Genomic DNA, 17,878 nt, shown 5'->3' on the forward strand with positions numbered 1-17,878 from the left:
GTCAGTACTTCCGCTCCATCGGCTCGTACCGGGTGAAGGTCACCGGCTTGTAGTCCAGCCGGATGTCGGCGAGGAACCCGCTCAGGCCCAGCGGGGCGTCCGGGTCTTCCTTCTCCGGCAGCATCTTGTACGACATCGAGTGCCGCATGTAGTTGACGTCGTCGCGGTTCGGGTAGTCCTCGCGGGCGTGCCCGCCCCGGGACTCCTTGCGCGCGAGCGCCGCGTTGATCAGCGCCTCGGCGAGATCCAGCAGGAAGCCCAGCTCGATCGCTTCGAGCAGGTCGGTGTTGTACCGCTTCCCCTTGTCCTGCACCGAAATCCGGCCGTACCGCTCCTTGAGCCGCTGCACGTCGGTCAGCGCCGTCTTCAGCGTGTCCTCGGTGCGGTAGACCGCCGCGTTGGTGTCCATGGTCTGCTGCAACTCGGTGCGGATGTCCGCGACCCGCTCGCCGCCGTGCGCGGTGCGCAGGTGGCTGACCATGCCCTCGACCAGCTTCACCGGGTTCTCCGGCAGATCGACGTGCTCGCGGCAGTGCGCGTACTGGGCGGCGGCGATCCCCGCACGGCGGCCGAACACGTTGATGTCGAGCAGCGAGTTGGTGCCAAGGCGGTTCGCACCGTGCACCGACACGCAGGCGCATTCTCCCGCCGCGTACAGGCCGGGGATGATCTTTTCGTTGTCCTGCAAGGCTTCCCCGTGCACGTTGGTGGGGATGCCGCCCATCGCGTAGTGCGCCGTCGGGTACACCGGCACCGGTTCCGTCACCGGATCCACGCCCAGGTACGTGCGGGCGAACTCGGTGATGTCCGGCAGCTTCGTCTCGAGCACCTCGGCGCCCAGGTGCGTGCAGTCCAGCAGCACGTAGTCCTTGTGCGGGCCCGCGCCCCGGCCTTCGAGCACCTCCAGCACCATCGACCGGGCCACGATGTCGCGCGGCGCGAGGTCCTTGATGGTGGGGGCGTAGCGCTCCATGAACCGCTCGCCGTCGGCGTTGCGCAGGATCGCGCCCTCGCCGCGGGCGCCCTCGGTGAGCAGGATGCCAAGGCCCGCCAGACCGGTCGGGTGGAACTGGTAGAACTCGATGTCCTCCAGCGGCAGGCCCTTGCGGTAGTAGATGCCCATCCCGTCGCCGGTGAGCGTGTGCGCGTTCGAGGTGGTCTTGAAGACCTTGCCGAACCCACCGGTCGCGAACACGATCGACTTCGCCTGGAAGACGTGGATCTCCCCGGTGGCCAGTTCGTAGGCGATCGCGCCGGAGGCGACCGGACCGTCCTCGGTCTCGGTCAGCGCGATGTCGAGCACGTAGAACTCGTTGAAGAACTCGATGCCCTGCTTGACGCAGTTCTGGTACAGCGTCTGCAGGATCATGTGCCCGGTGCGGTCGGCGGCGTAGCAGGCCCGGCGCACCGCGGCCTTGCCGTGGTCGCGGGTGTGCCCGCCGAAGCGCCGCTGGTCGATCTTGCCCTCGGGCGTCCGGTTGAACGGCAGGCCCATCTTCTCCAGGTCGAGCACCGCGTCGATGGCTTCCTTCGCCATGATCTCGGCGGCGTCCTGGTCGGTGAGATAGTCACCGCCCTTGATGGTGTCGAAGGTGTGCCATTCCCAGTTGTCTTCTTCGACGTTGGCGAGCGCCGCGCACATCCCGCCCTGCGCGGCACCGGTGTGCGAACGCGTCGGGTACAGCTTCGTGAGCACCGCCGTACGGGCCCGCTGCCCCGATTCGATGGCGGCGCGCATTCCGGCGCCGCCCGCGCCGACGATCACCACGTCGTACTTGTGGAACTGCATATCCGCTTCCCTGGTGGTGGAGTCAGCTGTGGATGTTCGGGTCGAACGTGAAGATGACCAGCGTGCCGACGAACAGGATGACGGCCATCGCCACGTAGAGCAGGATCTTCAGCCAGAAGCGCGTGGTGTCCTTGCGCGCGTAGTCGTCGATGATCGTGCGAAGACCGTTGCCGCCGTGGATCTCGGCCAGCCACAGCATCGCCAGATCCCAGAACTGCCAGAACGGCGAGGACCAGCGGCCGGCGACGAAGGCGAAGTTGATCCGGTGCACGCCGCCGTCGAGGATGTTCATGATCAGCAGGTGCCCGAGCACGAGGATGATCAGCGCGAGGCCGGAGATCCGCATGAACAGCCAGCTGTAGAGCTCGAAGTTGCTCCGCCGGGCCGCGGGGCGCCGCGGTGCGCGCGGCTTGTCGAGCGCCAGTGGTTCGGTGCTCATGACGGGCTACCTCCGAACAGGATCGAGGCCGTGCGCCAGAGCATCGCGATGGTTCCGGGCACCATCACGGCCACCCAGATCACCACGATCGTCCACAGCATCGGCTTCTGGTATTTCGGTCCCTTGGCCCAGAAGTCGATCAGCATGACCCGGATGCCGTTCAGCGCGTGGAAGAGCACGGCGCCGACCAGCCCGACCTCCATGAGGTTCACGATCGGGGTCTTGTAGGTCTCGATCACCGAGTCGTACGTCTGGGGCGAGACCCGGACCAGCGCGGTGTCGAGGACGTGGACGAACAGGAAGAAGAAGGTGAGTACCCCGGTGATCCGGTGCAGGACCCAGGACCACATGCCCGGGTCGCCCCGGTAGAAGGTCCCCTTCCGGCGTGGGGCACCCGCCCGGTCGCTCGCCTGCGCCGCCGTAGCGTCAGCGGCGGGCGTCGCCGTGGTGGACATCGGTGAACGGCCTCCAACGTCGTGGTTGGACTGTGCCCGTGGCATTGAAACGTCAACGAGCTCGGATATGCGGATGCTAAACCCGCGCGCGCGTGGCCACTCAACCTCGGGTTGTTCTGTGTGATCGACCAGACACCGAGCGTGTGGCGCGAATCACTACATCAGGTGGCGTTTACGTGCTGTAGCCCGTCGAGCGCGCAGCCCTCGCCCAAGCAAACATTTAGATTACGGGCCGTGGCTTTCGTATGGCGTTCCGGCTACCGCCCGGTACGGTGCGCCAGTCGAGCCCGGTGATGCGCCGGGCCGTCTCGAGGACCGTCGTACCACGGCGGGGAGGGAGAAGAGACGTGCGTAGAACGCGTGCCGCGATACTGACGGCCACCGCCATGGCCGGGGTGCTCGCGCTGGCCGGCTGTGCGAAGGACTCTGGAAGTGGAAGCAGCAGCAACAACGCTTCGGGGGACACCGGATCCTGCGTGACCTCGAAACCACCGGCCGCACCGGCCGCGACGACGTCCTCGAGCGCCGCCGGCACGAAGGTCGATGCGAGCAGCCTGCGGGTCGGTCTTGCCTACGACATCGGCGGCCGCGGCGACGCCTCGTTCAACGACGCGGCCGCCGCCGGGGTGGATAAGGCCAAGCAGGACATGGGGGTGAAGGACGTGCAGGAGAGCACGGCTTCGCCGAGTGAGGACGAGGCCGCCAAGGAGCAGCGGCTGACCCAGCTGGCCACCAACGGCTACAACCCGGTCATCGCCGTCGGGTTCGCCTACGCCGAGGCGGTCGGCGCCGTCGCGCCGAAGTACCCCAACGTGAAGTTCGCGATCATCGACGACGACTCGGTGAAGGCGCCCAACGTCACCCCGCTGGTGTTCGCCGAGGAGCAGGGCTCGTTCCTCGCGGGCGTCGCCGCGGTGTACAAGAGCAAGAACTGCCACATCGGCTTCATCGGTGGCGTCAACACCCCGCTGATCCAGAAGTTCGAGGCCGGCTACCTCGCGGGCGCGAAGGCGGCGTCGAACAAGGTCAAGATCGAGGACCAGTACCTGACCCCGGCCGGTGACAACACCGGGTTCCAGGACCCGACCAAGGGCAACGCCAAGGCCGCGGCCGAGATCGCCGCGGGCGCGGACGTCGTCTACCACGCCGCCGGCGCCTCCGGTAAGGGCGTGTTCCAGGCGGCGAAGGCGGGCAACGCGCTGGCCATCGGGGTCGACTCCGACCAGTACAACCAGAAGACGGTGGCCGAGTACCGGGACGTGATCATGACGTCCATGCTCAAGCGGGTCGACGTCGCGGTCTACGACTACATCCAGGCCGTGGCCACGAACAACCTCGGCTCGCTGCCGAAGCGGTTCGACCTGAAGGTCGACGGGGTCGGTTACGCCACTTCCGGTGGCAAGATCGACGACATCGTGCCGGTGCTGGAGGGCTACAAGCAGGCGATCATCTCCGGCCAGATCACGGTGCCGACCACTCCGGCCAAGTAACCACGGTTCGCGTGCGGGGCTCGGGAGGGCAATCCTCTCCCGGGCCCCTTGCGCCTTTCTGGGAGAGCCATGACAGAGCCACAAGCGGTGGTGGAGCTGCGGGGGATCACGAAGCGGTTTCCCGGCGTGGTCGCCAACTCCGACGTGAACCTCACGGTCCGCGCGGGTGAGGTGCACGCGGTCTGCGGCGAGAACGGCGCGGGCAAATCCACCCTGATGAAGATCCTTTACGGGATGCAGCAGCCGGACGAGGGCACGATCGCGATCAACGGCGAACAGCTCCGCCTGCGTAACCCGCAGGACGCGATCAGGGCGGGGATCGGCATGGTGCACCAGCACTTCATGCTCGCCGACAACCTGACCGTACTGGAGAACGTGGTGCTGGGCGCGGAAAAACCGCTCGGCATCGGCCGGCAGGCCCGGGCGCGGGTGGCGGAACTGGCCGAGGTGACCCACCTCAACGCGCCAGTGGACGCTCTGGTGGAGACGCTCGGCGTGGCTGACCGGCAGCGGGTCGAGATCGTCAAGGTGCTGTACCGGTTCGCGCGGATCATCATCCTGGACGAGCCGACCGCGGTGCTGGTGCCGCAGGAGGTCGAGTCGCTGTTCGAGACCGTGCGCGGGATGACGGCCGAGGGTTACACGTTCATCTTCATCTCGCACAAGCTCGACGAGGTGCGCGCGATCGCGGACACGGTGACCGTGCTGCGCCGCGGGACCACGGTCGGCACCGCGGACCCGAAGACGATCAGTACGCGCGAGCTGGCCGAGATGATGGTCGGCTCGCAGCTGCCGAGCCCGGAGACCCGTGAGTCCACGGTGACCGAACGGGAGGTGCTGCGTGTCGAAGGCTTGCGCCTGACCGCCGAAGGGGGCGACCGCGCGATCCTTTCCGGCATCTCGTTCTCCGTGCACGCGGGCGAGGTGCTCGGCATCGCGGGCGTGGAGGGCAACGGGCAGACCGAACTGGTCGAGACCATTATGGGGATGCGCAAGGCTTCGGGCGGTACGATCGAGCTGGTCGAGAGTGACGGCAAAGTCCATGACCTGACGAAGTTCGGCACGCTGGCCCGGCGCGAAGCGGGGATCGGGTACATCCCCGAGGACCGCACGCGGCACGGGCTGCTGCTGACACAACCGTTGTGGGCCAACAGGATCCTCGGTTACCAGACCAGGCGGCCGGTCTCGAAAGGACAGTTGCTGGACATCGCCGGGGCACGGCGGGACACCGAGCGCATCGTCGAGGAGTACGACGTGCGCACGCCAGGGATCGAGGTTCCCGCCGCCGCGCTGTCCGGCGGGAACCAGCAGAAGCTCGTGGTGGGCCGGGAACTGTCCGGCAACCCGGTGCTGGTGATCGCCTCGCACCCGACCCGTGGCGTCGACGTCGGCGCGCAGGCGTTGATCTGGGAACAGATCCGGGTGGCCCGCCACGGGGGGCTCGCGGTGCTGCTGATCTCCGCGGACCTCGATGAGTTGATCGGGCTCTCCGACACGATCCGCGTGATGCTGCGCGGCCGTCTGGTCAGCGAAGCCGATCCGGCGACCGTGACGCCACAAGAACTGGGGAGCGCGATGACCGGAGCGGAGGCGGCATGACGTCCTGGCGTACCAAGGTTCTCCCGCCCCTGCTGGCGATCGTCTTCTCGCTGCTGATCTGCTCGATCGCGCTGCTGATCTCCGGTTCCGACCCGCTGCGGGCGTACGGGACCATGCTCCGCCAGCTCGGGCAGGGCACCACGGCGGTCGACACGGTGAACCTCGCGACCGTGTACTACCTCTCGGCGCTGGCGGTCGCGATCGGATTCCAGATGAACCTGTTCAACATCGGGGTCGAGGGCCAGTACCGGTTCGCGGGCGTGTGGGCGGCGATCATCGGCGGCGCGCTGCACCTGCCGCCCGTCCTGCACGCGCTGGTGATCATCGTCGCGGCGATCGTGGCCGGCGTGGCGTACGCGGCGATCCCGGCGATCCTCAAGGTCACCCGCGGGGTCAGCGAGGTGATTTCGACGATCATGCTGAACGCGATCGTCGGCGGCATCGTGGCGTTCCTGATCAACCCGGACCAGTTCGGCGTGCTGACCGGGAACAACCTGCGTACGCGGGTCATCGACCCCTCGGGCCGGATCCCGGGCATCCCGGTCGGTGGCGCGAGCCTGTTCGGGTTCGTGATCATCGTCGCGGTGATCGGCGCCGGCTACTGGTTCCTGCTCAACCGCACCAGGTTCGGCTTCGAACTGCGCGCGAGCGGCGAGTCGACCACGGCCGCGGCCGCGGGCGGGGTCAACGCGAAGAAGATGACACTCATCGCGATGCTGCTCTCCGGTGGCGTGGCGGGAATGGTCACACTGCCGGAACTGCTCGGCCGCGACTACAGCTACGCGATCACCTCGACGCAGGGCTACGGGTTCACCGGGATCGCGGTCGCGCTGCTCGGGCGCAACCATCCGGGCGGGATCGCGCTCGGCGCCCTGCTGTGGGCGTTCCTCGACAAGTCCGCCGTCTCACTGGAACAGGTCAACGTGCCGAAGGAGATCGCGACGATCATGCAGGGTGCGATCGTGCTGTCGGTCGTGGTGGCCTATGAGGTCGTCAAGCGCGCCGACCTGGCCGCCGCGCAGCGAAGGGTGGGCCGTGCGCTACCGGCCTCGGTCGCGGAAGGGGGTGCGATCTGATGGCGCTCGACATGACGAGCCCGTCCGCGGGCGACGCGATGACGATGCCGGCCCCGCCCGCTCGGCGGCGGCTGCCCGGCTGGGCGAAGGGCATCCTGTGGGCGATCGGCGTGATCGCCGTGCTGTCCACGGCCTCGTACCTGACCGGGGTCAACACGCTCACCTCGACGAACACCGCGCAGACCGCGCTGCGGCTCGCGCTGCCGATCCTGCTGGCCGCGCTCGGCGGGTTGTGGTCGGAACGCGCCGGCGTGATCAACATCGGGCTCGAGGGAATGATGATCCTCGGCACCTGGGGCGCCGCGTGGGGCTCGTACTACGGCGGGCCGTGGCTGGGCCTGGTCGCGGCGATGGTGATGGGTGCGCTCGGCGGCCTGCTGCACGCGATCGCGACGGTGACCTTCAACGTCAACCACATCGTGTCCGGCGTGGCGATCAACCTGCTGGGGCTCGGCATCGCGAAGTACCTCGCGACGCTGATTTTCGAACCACTGTCCGGGAACCCGCGGCAGTCGCCGACAGTGCCGACGTTCGACACCTACTCGGCGACCTTCCTGTCGCACTGGCTCAGCGGTCTGGAGAAGCAGCAGCGCGTGGGCATCTCGGACGCGGCGGGCCTGATCAACGGGCTCGTCACGGGCGTCGCGCCGTTGACGATCATCGCGATCCTGCTGATCCCGGTGAGCTACCTGGTGCTGTGGCGGACGCGGTTCGGGCTGCGGCTGCGCTCGTGCGGGGAGAATCCGGTGGCCGCGGAGTCCTTGGGCGTCAACGTGTACGCCTACAAGTACACCGGCGTGCTGCTCTCGGGCGCGTTCGCCGGGATGGGCGGCGCCGCGCTGGTCCTGCTGCAGGGCGGCGGCGGTTACCTGGAGGGCCAGACGAATGGCCGCGGGTACATCGGTCTGGCGGCGATGATCTTCGGCAACTGGCGGCCGGGCGGTCTGCTCGGCGGCGCGGCGCTGTTCGGGTACGCGGACGGCCTGCAACTCGCCGGTGGCGGCAAGGCGGTGCTGGCGCTGCTGTACGGCGCGGTGCTGCTGCTCGGGGTCATCGTGGTGGTGCAGCTGATCCGGCGGCTGTGGCTCGCGGCGGCGCTCGGCGTGGTCGGGGCGGGCGTCCTGTACTGGATCTACTGGGCCAACGACACGCTGCCCAGCGACCTGATCCCGTACACCGCGCATGTGGTGACGCTGATCGTGCTCGCGGTCGCCTCGCAACGACTACGCCCACCGAAGGCCGACGGGGCCCGATATCGGCGCGGGGAGGGAGATTGACGGTGCCGGATTGGGACGCGTTGCGGGCCGAGGCCGCGCGGGTGGCTCAGAGTGCGTATGCGCCGTACTCGAAGCTGCTCGTGGGTGTTGCCGGGCTCGTCGACGACGGGCGGGTCGTGGTGGGCTGCAACGTGGAAAACGCTTCCTACGGGCTCGGGCTGTGCGCCGAGTGCACGATGGTGGGACAGCTGCGGTTGTCCGGCGGCGGCCGCCTGGTGGCGGTCGCCTGCCGGTCCGGCGACGGCGATCTGCTGATGCCGTGCGGCCGCTGCCGCCAGCTGCTGTACGAGCACGGCGGCCCTACGTGTCTCGTGGACACGCCGTCCGGCATCCTGCCGATGTCGATGGTCCTCCCCGACGCCTTCGGCCCAGCCGACCTCCCCACCTAGTCCGCGGGATCCCCCACCCGCCCGAGATCTACGTTCAGGACGCCGAGTTCGACGTTCGGGACGCCGAGTTCGACGTTCAGGACGCCGAGTTCGACGTTCGGGACGGCGTGTTCGGCTTGCGCCGCCGTGGTTGCGTGCGCGGAGGCCGAACTCGCGTGCGGCGAGAGCCGGACTCGCGGTGGTGGGGGCCGGGCTTGCGGGTCCGCCCGGTAGGACTCGCGGGTCGTTAGAGTCGGGCCGTGACCTTTGCGGCAGTGGATGTCATCCGGGCGAAGCGGGACGGCGGGCGGCTCAGCGACGAGCAGATCGCCTGGGTGCTCGACGCGTACACGCGTGGAGTCGTGGCCGAGGAGCAGATGGCCGCGCTGGCGATGGCGATCTTCCTGCGCGGGATGGACGTGCACGAGACCGCGATCTGGACCGGCGCGATGATCGACTCCGGAGAACGCCTCGCGCTCGCGGTCGACCGCCCGACCGTGGACAAGCATTCGACCGGCGGCGTCGGCGACAAGATCACCCTGCCGCTCGCGCCGCTCGTCGCCGCGTGTGGCGCGGCCGTGCCGCAACTGTCCGGCCGCGGGCTCGGGCACACCGGCGGGACGCTCGACAAGCTCGAGTCCATTCCCGGCTGGCGCGCGGCGTTGTCGACCGAGGAGATCACGCGCCAGCTCAACGAAGTCGGCGCCGTCGTGTGCGCCGCGACCGAGGGGCTCGCGCCCGCGGACCGCAAGCTCTACGCGCTCCGGGACGTGACGAGCACCGTCGAATCGATCCCGCTGATCGCCAGCTCGATCATGAGCAAGAAGATCGCCGAGGGCTCGGCCGGGCTCGTGCTGGACGTCAAGACCGGCACCGGGGCGTTCATGAAAACCGCCGACCAGGCGCGGGAACTGGCCCGGACCATGGTCGGCATCGGTAGCGCGCACGGTGTCGCGACCACGGCACTGCTGACCGAGATGAGCACGCCGCTCGGCCGCGCGGTCGGGAACGCCGTCGAGGTGGCCGAGGCCGTGGAGGTACTTCGGGGCGGGGGACCGGCCGACGTCGTGGCACTGACGCTCGCGCTGGCACGGGAGATGCTCACGCTCGCCGGTCTGTCCGACGTGGACCCCGCGCGTGTGCTCGCCTCGGGCGGGGCGTACGAAACCTGGTGCCGGATGATCAGCGCGCAGGGCGGCGATCCGGACGCTGCCTTGCCGAAGCCGCGCCACGTCCACTTGGTGGCAGCACCGCGGGACGGGGTTCTTTCACGGTTGGACGCCTACGCCGTCGGGGTCGCGGCGTGGCGGCTCGGCGCGGGCCGCGCCCGCAAGGAGGACCCGGTGCAGCATGCGGCGGGCATCCTGCTGCACGCCAAACCGGGAGACACGGTGTCCGCCGGCGAACCGTTGCTGGAACTGCACACCGACACCCCCGATGCCGTGCCCGCGGCCTTGGCAGCGCTCGGCGACGCGTTCGAGATCGACGGTCCGGCTCCGGCCCACCCGTTGATCCTGGACAGCATCCGGACATGAGGAAGGCCCCTCACCTCGCGGGAGGGGCCTTCGAACGCTCAGGACTCGGGCGTCTCGTCCGATTCGGACTTCGTCTTCACCTCGGCGCCCTTGGGAGCCCGGCCGTTGCGCGCGCGGCGCGGCTGGCGGGGGGCCGGAGGCGGCGGGGCGATCTGCGGGACGGCGGGGCCGCCGCCGAGCATCAGCTCCGCGAAGGTCGCCATCGCCTCGTCCAGTTGGCCGCCGATGCGGCGCTCGGACTCCTCGTTGTGCTGGCGCACCAGGTTCGACACGTGGTCGGCGTCGGGCCGGCTGGACAGCGTGCCCTCGACGCGCGAGAAGCCGGTCTTCACCGAACCGCCGAGGTCACCGAACTGGGCGTTGACCCCGTCCTCGACCTTGTCGATGCGGTGGGACAGGTCTTCGAGGCGGTTGGTGACGGTCTCCAGGCGGTTCGACAGCCCGTCGAGGCGCTGGGAGGAGTCGAGCATCTCGCCGGTTTCCTCGAGCGTGGTCCGCAGCGCCTGGCTGGTGGACTCGATGCGCTCGCGGGTCGCGTTGTCCAGGTTCTCCACGCGGGCGCGCAGGTCGGCGTCACCGGACTCGATGCGCTCGCGCAGCGTCGACTCGGCACGCTCGATGCGCTCGTTGACCGGGCCGTGCACCGACTGCGGGATCGAGTCGAGCTTCGTGTCCTGCTTGTCCAGATGCCCGCCCAGCTCGTCGAGCCGGCGGTGGATGTTCTGGAGCTTGTCCTCGAGCCCGTCCATCCGGCCGGCGACACCCTCGAACCGCGCCGCGACCCCGTCGAGCCGCCCGTCCAGCTGCGCGAAGGGCTTTGCCAGCTTGTCGACGATGCTCTCCACCGCGCGGGCGAGGTCCGCGATCGCGTTGTCCTGCGCCTCGAGCCTCGACATGGCTTCGTCGAGCCGCTCGGCCAGCACGCCGACCTCGGTGCGGTCGGGCAGCTCGGACAGTCGCTTGCGCACGGCGCCGAGCGAGTCGACGGGCGCGAGCCGGGCGTAGATGTCGTCGAGCGCGTCGAAGATCTGCTGTTGCTCGCTCTCCCGGACTTCGGCCGCGCGCACCAGCATGTTGCGCATCCGGTCGAAGGACGGCGCTCCAATGTGATTGTCAGTGGTCACTTCGATGTCCTTCGTCGGCGGGGAAAGAAGGGACGTTGGGCCCGAAGCTTAACCACCAGAAAATTGCTCTGGGTATCGCCCCCGTAAAGCCGACTGGAGACAGGTCTACTCACATGGCCCATTACACCGGGGTACCCGAGAGCTGAGGGTTAGGTCGAGGTGGAGAGTTGCGCGGCCATCGGGGTGAACGGGACTGGGTACCGTGAGCACATGGCTGCTGAAAATCCCGCCCTGACCTTGGCCTCGATTCAGAGAGTACCCAAGGTGTTACTCCATGATCACCTGGACGGAGGCCTGCGTCCGGGCACCGTGATCGAGCTTGCCGAGGCGGCCGGCTACGACGCCCTGCCGAGCACCGACGTGGAGGAGCTCGCCCGGTGGTTCCGGCAGGCCGCGGACTCGGGCTCGCTCGAGTCCTACCTGGAGACCTTCGCGCATACCTGTGGCGTGATGCAGACCGAAGAAGCGCTGGTCAGAGTGGCTGCGGAGTGCGCCGAGGACCTCGCGGCGGACGGCGTCGTCTACGCCGAGGTGCGGTACGCGCCGGAGCTGTTCGTCGAGCACGGACTGTCGCTGGACGCCGTCGTGGAGGCCGTTCAGGCCGGGTTTGCTGAGGGTGAACGTCGAGCCGTTGAACAGGGAAAAACCATTCGAATGGGTACTCTTTTGTGTGCGATGCGTCAGCACGCACGTGCCCAGGAGATCGCGGAAGTAGCAGTGCGTTACCGGGACTCGGGAGTCGTCGGGTTCGACATCGCGGGACCGGAAGCCGGATTTCCGCCGACCCGAAATCTCGACGCATTCGAATATCTGCGGACCAATAATGCGCATTTCACCATTCATGCCGGTGAGGCGTTCGGGCTCGCGTCTATTTGGGAGGCGATTCAGCATTGCGGCGCGGAGCGACTCGGGCACGGGGTCCGCATCGTGGACGATCTGAAGTCGAATCCGGACGGCTCGGTCGAACTCGGCCGGCTGGCCGCGTATGTCCGTGATCGGCGTATCCCGCTGGAGATCTGCCCGTCCTCCAATGTGCAGACCGGCGCCGCCGCCTCGATCGCCGACCACCCCATCGGGTTACTGACCCGGCTGCGCTTCCGGGTGACCGTCAACACCGACAACCGGCTGATGAGCGGGTGCACGGTGTCGAGCGAGTTCGCCGCTCTGGCGGACGCGTTCGGGTACGGCTGGGCAGATCTCCAGTGGTTCACGATCAACGCGATGAAGTCCGCGTTCATCGATTTCGATCAGCGGCTTGACCTCATCAACAACGTGATCAAGCCCGGTTACGCGGGGTTGCGGTGAGGCAGGACCCTTGCGGTCCTTAGCATGAGTAAGTAAAGTCCAGGATATAAGACGTATCTCTCATATTCTGGGATGGTCGCGATGAGTGAGACCGCGGTACTGGGCACGGAGAGCAAGCGGCGGTGGGGCATCCTCGCGCTCGGCCTCGCGGCCCAGACCGCGAGCTGCTCATTCCTCTACGGCATCCCGTTCCTCGTCCCGGCGATGCGCGCGTCGGACGGCCTGTCGCTCGCGCAGGCCGGCACGGTCGTCGCGGCGCCGAGCATCGGCCTGCTGCTCACGCTCATCGCGTGGGGAGCGCTGGCCGACCGGTACGGCGAGCGGCTGGTGATGGCGAGCGGGCTCGGGCTGTCGGGGCTGCTCCTGCTGGGCACCGGCCTCGGCAGCCCGTCGATCGCGGTCATGTTCGTCCTGTTCCTGGTCGCCGGGGCGAGCACGGCTTCGGTCAACGCGGCGAGCGGTCGCGCGGTGATGGGCTGGTTCGCGCCCGCGGAACGCGGCGTCGCGATGGGGATCCGGCAGACCGCGCAACCACTGGGCGTTGGCGTCGCGGCGCTCGCCTTGCCGCCGCTGGCGCAGCACTGGGGTTTCCACGCGGCGATGCTGTTCCCGGCGTGCTTCGCGCTCGTGGTCGCCGTGCTGGTCGCGTGGCTCGCGCTCGACCCACCGCGGCCGCCGAAGAAGGCGAACGCGCCGAAGGCCCGCTCGCCCTATCGCGAACCGACGCTGTGGCGGTTGCACGGGGCGAGCGCCCTGCTCGTCGTGCCGCAGTTCGCGGTCTCCGCGTTCGCGCCCGTGTACCTCGTGACCGCGCACCAGTGGAGCCCGCTCGCGGCCGGCTGGTTCCTCGCGGCCGTGCAGGCGCTGGGCGCGTTCGGGCGGCTCGTGTCGGGCTGGTGGTCCGACCGCATCGGCAGCCGGCTGCGGCCGATGCGGCAGCTGGCGATCGCGAGCGCCTCGGTGATGCTGCTGGTCGCGCTCGGGGACGAGAGTTGGCTGTGGCTGGTGCTGCTGGCGCTCGTGCTCGCGGCCGTGATCACGGTGGCGGACAACGGGCTGGGGTTCACCGCGTCCGCCGAGTTGGCCGGGCTCGACTGGGCAGGGCGGGCGATGGGCGCGCAGAACACCGCGCAGAACGTCGCCGCGTCGCTGACACCGCCCCTGCTGGGCCTGGTCATCGGCGATTCGCGCTACGCGCTGGCGTTCTGCGTCGCCGCGGTCTTCCCGCTGCTGGCCATCGGGCTCACTCCGGTGCGCGCCGAACGGTCAGTGCACGCGTAGCCGGTTCTCGAAGGTCTCGACCAGCTTGCGCCACTCGCTCTGCTCGGTGTCGAACGGCGCGCTCGGCGCGAGCCGGTTCGGGTCCGGGCGGAGTACGAACGAGATCAGCCAGCCCAGACTCTCCGAAGAGGACAGTGCCGCGCCCACCGACTCGTCATCGGCCCAGTCGCCCGCGTCGGTGAGCAACTCCACCGCCAGCTCGAGCTGCGTCGGATCGACCGACTCGGTGCCCTCGGCCAGATCTTCGGCCAGCCCGGCGAGCACGTAGGTGTTGTCGGTGTCGACGTCGATCTCCAGCTCGCCCGCGGTCGCCTTCGTCAGCACCTCGTCCCAAGTGGACACCTGGGCGAGGTCGTTCTCCGCCAGGTCCTTGCCGTCGGCGAGGGCGCGCCCCAGCGCCTTCGGCGAGGCGTAGACGTCGATGCGACCTTCGCTGCCGAGGAAGATCGGCTCGTCGTCCAGGTAGCACCGCAGCGTGTAGTACTCCTTGTCGGACGTGATGATCTTGATCGGGTCGATGCCGACCTCGGCCCAGAAACCGGTCGGCTCCTCGTCCTCTTCTTCGCTCGCGGTGTCGAGGTCTTCGTCGAGGTCCTCGTCCTGCGCGTCGACCCCGGCCTCGGCCTCGGCGGACTCTTCGAGGAACGCGGCGAGTTCCTCGGCGGTCTGTTCCAAGGTCGCGGCGTCGACGTCGGGCACCTTCACGAGGGTGTCGATCGCGTCGAGCACCGTGTCCCACTTCTCCGACACCGCCTCGGACAGATCTGTCCACAGGCGCTCGCCCTCGCGGCCGGTGAACGGCAGGCGGCCCTGGTCCAGCAGCGAGAAACCCTCGGTGGCGTCGAGCACCTCGTGCACGTCGTCCAGTTCGCACACGTCCGCGAGCGAGCGCACGATGCCGATGATCTCCGCGAGCTCGCTGATCGTCCACGAGTCCGGTTCCTCGGCGACCAGTTCGGGGACGCCGACGAGGTCATACGAATGATCGTCGTCGGGGACCAGTTCGGGCACGTTCAGCGCGGGCACGACGTGCCAGGCCGGGTGGTCGATCAGGTCGTGCTGCCCGGCGGTCCGGACGAACGCCGCGAGATGCGCGGCGTCGGGGAACGCGAACAGATCCTCCCCGTCGCCGAGGAACGCTTCCCATTCTTCACCGTCCTCCCGCCAGCGCGGGGCCCAGAGGGTGACCAGGTCCCCCTGGGGCAGCCCGAGTTCGATCGGGACGATGTCCTGTGCCATGCCAAGCCTCCGGATTACCACCTGTGTGCAGCGAAGCCTACGGGTTTGCGGGTGAAGCCGCGATGGGCCCCACGGCCTGCGCGCCGAAGATGGCACGATGGACCCATAATGACACTCACAGACCTCCTACCAGCGGATCCCGAACCGGACGCGCTGTTCGACGCGTTCTCGTCCTGGACGGCCGAACGCGGCATCCAGTTGTACCCGGCGCAGGAGGAGGCGCTGATCGAGGTCGTCTCTGGGGCCAACGTCATCCTGTCCACCCCCACCGGTTCCGGAAAGAGCCTGGTCGCGGTGGGTGCCCATTTTACCGCGCTGGCCCACAGGAGGCGCTCCTATTACACGGCGCCGATCAAGGCGCTCGTCTCGGAGAAGTTCTTCTCCCTGATCGACATCTTCGGCGCGGACAACGTCGGGATGATGACGGGGGACTCCAGCGTGAACCCGGACGCGCCCATCATCTGCTGCACGGCGGAAATCCTGGCGAACATCGCGTTGCGGTTCGGTGCCGAGGCGCCCGTGGGCCAGGTCGTCGCGGACGAGTTCCATTTCTATTCGGAACCGGATCGCGGCTGGGCCTGGCAGGTGCCGCTGGTCGAGCTGCCGCAGGCACAGTTCGTGCTCATGTCGGCCACCCTCGGCGACGTGTCCTACTTCGAGAAGGACCTCACGCGCCGCACCAGCCGGGCGACGGCGGTGGTCACGTCGGCGCAACGGCCGGTGCCGCTGACCTACCGGTACGCGCTGACGCCGTTGCACGAGACGATGTCGGAGTTGCTGAACGGCGGGCAGGCACCGGTCTACGTCGTGCACTTCTCGCAGGCCGCGGCCATCGAGCGGGCACAGGCCCTGATGAGCATCAACGTGACCACGCGCGCCGAAAAGGACGCGATCGCCGACCTGATCGGGGACTTCCGGTTTTCCGCCGGCTTCGGCAAGACGCTCTCGCGCCTTGTCCGGCACGGGATCGGCGTGCACCACGCGGGAATGCTGCCGAAGTACCGGCGGCTCGTCGAGCAACTGGCGCAGGCGGGGCTGCTCAAGGTGATCTGCGGGACCGACACGCTGGGCGTCGGCATCAACGTGCCGATCCGGACGGTGGTCTTCTCGGCGCTCACGAAGTACGACGGGGTGCGTCAGCGGCATCTGAAGGCGCGCGAGTTCCACCAGATCGCCGGGCGGGCGGGGCGTGCCGGGTTCGACACCGACGGCTACGTCGTCGTGCAGGCGCCCGACCACGTCGTGGAAAACGCGAAGCTGCTGGAAAAGGCGGGCGACGATCCGAAGAAGAAGCGGAAGATCGTCCGGAAGAGGGCGCCCGAGGGGTTCGTCAACTGGACGGAGAGCACGTTCGAGCGGCTGATCGCCTCGCCGCCGGAGCCGCTGACTTCGAGCTTCCGGGTCAGCCACTCGATGCTGCTGAACGTGATCTCGCGGCCGGGCAACGCTTACGAGCACATGCGCCACCTCCTGGAGGACAACCACGAGGATCGCCCGGCCCAGCGCAAGCACATCCTGCGCGCGATCGCCATCTACCGGGCGCTGCTCGCGGCGGGCGTCGTGGAACGCCTGGACGAGCCCGACGCCGAAGGCCGGATCGTCCGGCTCACCGTGGATCTGCAGTTCGACTTCGCCCTGAACCAGCCGCTTTCACCGTTCGCGCTCGCCGCGATCGATCTGCTCGACGCCGAATCTCCCGCGTACCCGCTCGACGTGGTGTCCATTATCGAGTCCACAGTGGATGATCCGAGGCCGGTGCTCTCGCAGCAGCAGTTCAAGGCGCGCGGCGAGGCGGTCGCGGCGATGAAGGCCGAAGGGATGGAGTACGACGAGCGGATGGAGCTGCTCGAAGAGGTCACGTACCCGAAGCCGTTGGAGGAACTGCTGAACGCGGCGTACGCGACGTACCGGCGAGGGCATCCTTGGGTCGCGGACTACGAGCTGTCGCCGAAGTCCGTCGTGCGGGACATGTACGAGCGGGCGATGAATTTCGTCGAGTACGTGAACTTCTACTCGCTCGCGCGGTCGGAAGGACTGGTGCTCCGCTACCTCGCGGACGGTTACGACGCGTTGCGTCACACGGTGCCCGACGAAGCCAAGACCGAGCCGTTGCAGGACCTGATCGCTTGGCTGGGGGAGCTGGTGCGGCAGGTGGACTCGAGCCTGCTGGACGAATGGGAGGCCCTGCGGCATCCCGGCGACGCCGCGGCACACGCGCCTTCGCTGCCCGAAGGTCCACCGCCGGTGACCAGGAACGAGCGCGCCTTCCGCGTGCTGGTGCGGAACGAGCTGTTCCGCCGGGTGGAGCTGGCCGCGCGGCGGGCGTACGAGGAGCTTGGTTCGCTCGACGCGGAGTCGGGCTGGGACGCCGTCGAGTGGGAAGCGGCTCTGGAGGAGTACTTCGAACAGCACGACCAGCTCGGCACCGGTCCGGACGCGCGCGGGCCGGCGCTGCTGATCATCGAGAAAGAACCGGAGATCTGGCGGGTGCGGCAGATCTTCGACGATCCCGAAGGGGATCACGACTGGGGGATCGGCGCCGAGGTCGACTTGGCCGCCTCGGACGAGGCCGGGTCGGCGGTCTTGCGGATCACCGCGGTCGATCAGCTGTAGCCGGGACCGGTCCCGTCCTGACCTGACCCCGCGTCGCCGTCCATTTCGGATGGAGACAGGCGCCAGGCCGACACGGAAGGGCGTCACCGGTCTGGCGCTGGCCACGTGCGCGGCGATCATCGACACCAGCCACAGCGTCCGGGTTCACCGGCTGGGGGGCGCCCGGGCGGGCCGCCCAACGCCACCGAATAGGCGCCTGCGGGCCTGTTCGTCTACATTGGACTTCTCGAAGCGCGCGGGTTCGGCCGCGGTGCTCGTGGTCGCTCACGGCGGGAGGGTGAGCCTGCT

The 17,878-nt window shown here is 68.5% G+C and carries 14 protein-coding genes; 9 read left to right on the top strand and 5 right to left on the bottom strand.

Going from position 1 to position 17,878, the window contains the following annotated elements; translation table 11 throughout:
* Nucleotide 1: 1 nt before the first annotated feature.
* Genes sdhA through sdhC form a run of 3 tightly spaced genes read right to left on the bottom strand, consistent with a single transcriptional unit; the run spans nucleotide 2 to nucleotide 2,683 of the window.
* The gene (gene sdhA, locus FG385_RS27580) at nucleotides 2-1,789 is read right to left on the bottom strand and encodes a succinate dehydrogenase flavoprotein subunit (RefSeq protein ID WP_139099711.1); all 1,788 of its coding nucleotides are present in this window, start codon (nucleotides 1,787-1,789) and stop codon (nucleotides 2-4) included.
* 22 nt (nucleotides 1,790-1,811) lie between these two features.
* On the bottom strand, nucleotides 1,812-2,228 hold the full coding sequence (locus FG385_RS27585) for a succinate dehydrogenase hydrophobic membrane anchor subunit (RefSeq protein WP_139099712.1): 417 nt from the start codon (nucleotides 2,226-2,228) through the stop codon (nucleotides 1,812-1,814).
* Nucleotides 2,225-2,683: a succinate dehydrogenase, cytochrome b556 subunit gene (sdhC, locus tag FG385_RS27590; RefSeq protein WP_139099713.1), complete on the bottom strand. Its 459-nt coding sequence runs from the start codon at nucleotides 2,681-2,683 to the stop codon at nucleotides 2,225-2,227. Before sdhC ends, FG385_RS27585 begins: the two co-directional genes overlap by 4 nt.
* Nucleotides 2,684-3,069: 386 nt before the next feature.
* Between sdhC and FG385_RS27595 the strand changes: the two genes are divergently transcribed.
* The 6 genes from FG385_RS27595 to FG385_RS27620 all read left to right on the top strand — a co-directional run bounded on the left by FG385_RS27595 (nucleotide 3,070) and on the right by FG385_RS27620 (nucleotide 10,028).
* Nucleotides 3,070-4,173: a BMP family lipoprotein gene (locus FG385_RS27595; protein WP_200834687.1), complete on the top strand. Its 1,104-nt coding sequence runs from the start codon at nucleotides 3,070-3,072 to the stop codon at nucleotides 4,171-4,173.
* 69 nt (nucleotides 4,174-4,242) lie between these two features.
* Nucleotides 4,243-5,772 (top strand): ABC transporter ATP-binding protein, encoded by a 1,530-nt coding sequence (locus FG385_RS27600; RefSeq protein ID WP_139099714.1) that lies wholly within the window; start codon nucleotides 4,243-4,245, stop codon nucleotides 5,770-5,772.
* Nucleotides 5,769-6,848, top strand: coding sequence for an ABC transporter permease (locus FG385_RS27605; protein ID WP_139099715.1), 1,080 nt, complete (start codon nucleotides 5,769-5,771; stop codon nucleotides 6,846-6,848). Before FG385_RS27600 ends, FG385_RS27605 begins: the two co-directional genes overlap by 4 nt.
* Nucleotides 6,848-8,125 carry an ABC transporter permease gene (locus FG385_RS27610; RefSeq protein WP_200834683.1) on the top strand — a complete coding sequence of 426 codons (1,278 nt, stop codon included), beginning with the start codon at nucleotides 6,848-6,850 and terminating at the stop codon, nucleotides 8,123-8,125. Before FG385_RS27605 ends, FG385_RS27610 begins: the two co-directional genes overlap by 1 nt.
* On the top strand, nucleotides 8,122-8,514 hold the full coding sequence (locus FG385_RS27615) for a cytidine deaminase (RefSeq protein ID WP_139099716.1): 393 nt from the start codon (nucleotides 8,122-8,124) through the stop codon (nucleotides 8,512-8,514). Before FG385_RS27610 ends, FG385_RS27615 begins: the two co-directional genes overlap by 4 nt.
* Nucleotides 8,515-8,753: 239 nt before the next feature.
* Nucleotides 8,754-10,028 carry a thymidine phosphorylase gene (locus FG385_RS27620; RefSeq protein ID WP_139099717.1) on the top strand — a complete coding sequence of 425 codons (1,275 nt, stop codon included), beginning with the start codon at nucleotides 8,754-8,756 and terminating at the stop codon, nucleotides 10,026-10,028.
* 38 nt (nucleotides 10,029-10,066) lie between these two features.
* Here FG385_RS27620 and FG385_RS27625 read toward each other — a convergent pair whose 3' ends face one another.
* Nucleotides 10,067-11,152: a coiled-coil domain-containing protein gene (locus FG385_RS27625; protein WP_139099718.1), complete on the bottom strand. Its 1,086-nt coding sequence runs from the start codon at nucleotides 11,150-11,152 to the stop codon at nucleotides 10,067-10,069.
* A 210-nt stretch (nucleotides 11,153-11,362) separates the two neighbouring features.
* On the opposite strand from FG385_RS27625, the gene FG385_RS27630 reads away from it, so the two are divergent.
* Complete coding sequence (locus FG385_RS27630) at nucleotides 11,363-12,457, top strand: adenosine deaminase (protein ID WP_139099744.1); 1,095 nt, start codon at nucleotides 11,363-11,365, stop codon at nucleotides 12,455-12,457.
* A gap of 81 nt (nucleotides 12,458-12,538) precedes the next feature.
* Complete coding sequence (locus FG385_RS27635; RefSeq protein WP_235022830.1) at nucleotides 12,539-13,738, top strand: MFS transporter; 1,200 nt, start codon at nucleotides 12,539-12,541, stop codon at nucleotides 13,736-13,738.
* Here the strand turns inward: FG385_RS27635 and FG385_RS27640 are convergent.
* Complete coding sequence (locus FG385_RS27640; protein ID WP_139099720.1) at nucleotides 13,724-14,977, bottom strand: primosomal protein; 1,254 nt, start codon at nucleotides 14,975-14,977, stop codon at nucleotides 13,724-13,726. The two genes, FG385_RS27635 and FG385_RS27640, sit on opposite strands and share 15 nt — an antisense overlap.
* A gap of 108 nt (nucleotides 14,978-15,085) precedes the next feature.
* Between FG385_RS27640 and FG385_RS27645 the strand changes: the two genes are divergently transcribed.
* Nucleotides 15,086-17,590 (top strand): DEAD/DEAH box helicase, encoded by a 2,505-nt coding sequence (locus tag FG385_RS27645; protein ID WP_139099721.1) that lies wholly within the window; start codon nucleotides 15,086-15,088, stop codon nucleotides 17,588-17,590.
* The last annotated feature ends 288 nt before the right edge of the window (nucleotides 17,591-17,878 follow it).

The sequence above is a fragment of the Amycolatopsis alkalitolerans genome (assembly GCF_006152065.1).
Taxonomy (GTDB): Bacteria; Actinomycetota; Actinomycetes; order Mycobacteriales; family Pseudonocardiaceae; genus Amycolatopsis_E; species Amycolatopsis_E alkalitolerans.